Origin of the sequence: Microcystis sp. M113S1 (genome assembly GCF_020246945.1) — a bacterium.
Lineage (GTDB): Bacteria > Cyanobacteriota > Cyanobacteriia > Cyanobacteriales > Microcystaceae > Microcystis.
Window position 1 is genome coordinate 1 of record NZ_JADBSA010000251.1, and the last position, 3,175, is coordinate 3,175.

Sequence of the window (3,175 nt, forward strand, 5' to 3'; positions counted from 1 at the left end):
AAATCCTTATCTGGCAAGAGATTTAATTGATTAGTTCGCTCTAGATCAAAAACAATTGACAAAAATCGCTAAATGCCTTTCTATATAAGGGTTACATCCCTTATAACCCCCGTCCATTGCATAACACAAACCGAAGAGCCATAGTTTTGAAGGTCATAAGTCTTGGGTATGGTCAGTGGCCTTTAGTCCCGATGGGAAGTTACTAGCAAGTGGGGGGGATGACGCAACAATCCGAATTTGGGATGTTGAAACAGGTCAACTTCATCAACTCCTGTGTGAACATACTAAAAGTGTGAGGTCAGTGTGTTTTAGTCCCAACGGTAAGACATTGGCCAGCGCAAGTGAAGACGAGACGATTAAACTTTGGAACCTGAAAACAGGAAAATGTCAGAATACTTTACGCTCTCCCAGACTTTATGAACAAACAAATATTACAGGAGTAGAAGGGTTGAATTATGAAACGAGCAACACAATGAAAATTTTAGGAGCTTTTCTGTCACGTTGAAAAGAAGATATAAGTTAGCCAAGGGAGTCTCAATGAGAGGTAATCCCGACCTGAAAATCGCTAAAACCCCACACCCCACTCCCTCTCCCATGTAGTCTTAACGGGTTACTCCATCCACCACCGGACGGACATCGCTGCCCTCAAAATAGCCGGGGTTGCCTGTCCAATTGAAATCCGAGACGCGGATGTTGAGTATTCCCAACTGCAGCACAGGGTTATAGCGCAAAATTAAACTATAGGTGCGACGACTCCATTCGAGAAAATATTCTGTACTGATTTCCTTGGCTTGATCGATACTGTAAATACTCTGGAAACCCACACGAATCGGACCATATACCTGTTGAGTTATACCATAGGACATTGTTTGTTGATCAACAAAGCGATCGAAGAAAAAGGGTGATTGTCCGTTAACTAAACCCTGACTAAAACTGATATTAAACCCGGTATAGTCGAAGAAATTGCGGGAAAAACGCCCAAACTGCCCTAATAATCCCACAGTTCCCGTGACGGAATTTTGCGTCTCTCCATTAGTGTAATAACTGGTGACACCAGTGACACCAGTGACAATAGCAATATAGGGTTGAACGGGAAGAGGAGAAAATCTTAAACCTTGGTCGGGAGTCGGTGGTAAAGTAAGGGCAGACCAGAGTAAAAAACTGCGATTGAGAGAGACAGCACCCTGAAAACGGCTTAAATTAGTGACATTATCCGTTGCATTGGCCGCTAAGAGATTACTGCGATCGGTGGGTGCGTTAACATTCTGAACAGAAGCTTGATAACTGAGTCTAATATCCGTATTCGGGACGACAATCACAGGTGAGGTCAAAATTGACCCAAAACTGCTATTAACCGTCTGAAACCCCAAAGAACCGTTAAAAAGACGCTCGCGATAATTGTACTCCACATTGAGCAGATAGGGATCCTGCAACTGTCCGATCGTCTGTTGAAAGCGAATTTTAGAACGAACACTATTTTCGATCTGTTCCAAATCTAAATTAGAAAAAGAAGCTGTCGCTTGCAAAAACGAGCGCTCGCCAAAATTAGTGGCAAAATTGCCCAATAAACCAAAAGCTTTCGGACTAAGGGCCGAAACTTCCCCACCTCCGGGGTTAGCTGAGGGAAAAGCATCGGGATTAAGGACTTTTTGAATTAAATATTGCGGTGTCAACTCAAAAATAGTCTTCGGTGTCTCCACTAAAGTTAGGGGACTTTCTACGAAAAATCCGCCCCGATCCTCCCCATCATAGCCCGGAGCAATTAAAAAAGGACGACGACGACGGCGATCGAACGTAAGACTATTAATAAAAGTGGGTGCCACTACCCGTTGATCGAAAACCAACTGGGAATTACTCATCCGCAACTCATTGGTAAAGGGGCCGGTACTGCGAAAAGTGGCGGAATTAGCCCGAACTTCCAATTCAGGGGGGGAAAAAGGGTCATTCGTCAGACGCACATTAGTGGCATTCCACACCTTACCATCAAAATTCAAGCGTTCGGCCTGAAAACGGACACGATTAATCGTTCCTCCCGAGGGACTACTAATATTCTGTCGATCGCGTCGACTGGGATCCTGTCCCCCGACGACAAATTGAAAACCCTCTCCCGTGGTAATTCTCTGCAAGGGTTGATTTAATGCCAAACGATCGGTTAGGGTTGCAAAAGAACTACCGGCCCCCACATCCGTGGGCAGCGTTTGTCCTAAATCCCTAGCGGTGCTGGGTTGAAAAATCTCCCCATTAGCATTAAATACCACACCGCTATCCTGGACGAAATAATACTCAAAGCGATCGCCGCGCAGGATCTGATCTCCCCGGGTTAGGATCACCTGGCCCTCCGCTACCGCTAACTTTTCGGGAAGATTAATCTGTAAGCGATCGGCCGTTAGTACACTTTGGGCAAAACGCAGGGTGACATTACCTCTAGCGGTGATAATCTGCCGATTTTGGTCAAATTCCTGCTCATCGGCCACCAATTCTAGAGGCCTTTCCTCTTCTGGATTAGCGGTCTGATCTAGGCCGTTATTGAGGGAAATCAAGTATTCTTGGCTGGTTTTTTCGCCTTTTTTCCGCACTAATATCCGAGTTGAGCCATTTTTCTGGTTAAGAGCCTTTTGATTTAATCCTGACACTATCTCGGTTTCGGGATGAATGGTGACATCAACGGCCGCGGGGGGTGGAGAATTCTGAATAGAAAGGGGTTTTCCTAAAGCTGCCGCATCACCTGCACTGCTAGGTAATGGTTTGAGGGGAATACCCTCATCGGGAACCAAGGGTTTTACCTCGACGGTTTCCGGGGGTGGAGTGACGGTGAGGGGAATAGAAACGCTCTCTTCTGAAAGCTTTTTTGCTTCTAGAGGTGCTGGGGTGACAGGGAGGGGAACTACAGACGTGGGACTATTTTCAGAAACTTGGCGCTCCTCCGTTTCGGGTTCAGCTACAGTATTAATTAGGGCAGGTGGTTCAACAGCTAAGAGAAAAAAAGACATGACTGCACGAGTCGGCGATCGAAATAGAGGACGAGCGAACCTCATTGACATCCTCGCCGCCCTAAAAGTGCGGCGATTCCTAAACCTCACGATTTAAGTTTCTGCTTCCACCACCGTCGCATACCACAGTTAAAAAACCATGTACTGTCTTACACAGAGTCCACAGACTTTCGCCCCATTTCAGA

At 46.0% G+C, this 3,175-nt stretch carries 1 protein-coding gene and 1 pseudogene; one reads left to right on the top strand and one right to left on the bottom strand.

Annotated features, from left to right (window positions below; genetic code table 11):
- Positions 1-139 precede the first annotated feature (139 nt).
- Positions 140-505: pseudogene (locus tag IM319_RS12565) on the top strand (WD40 repeat domain-containing protein); the annotation flags it as partial.
- 97 nt (positions 506-602) lie between these two features.
- On the opposite strand, the gene IM319_RS12570 reads toward IM319_RS12565, so the two are convergent.
- On the bottom strand, positions 603-2,990 hold the full coding sequence (locus IM319_RS12570) for a DUF3769 domain-containing protein (protein ID WP_287735825.1): 2,388 nt from the start codon (positions 2,988-2,990) through the stop codon (positions 603-605).
- Positions 2,991-3,175 lie beyond the last annotated feature (185 nt).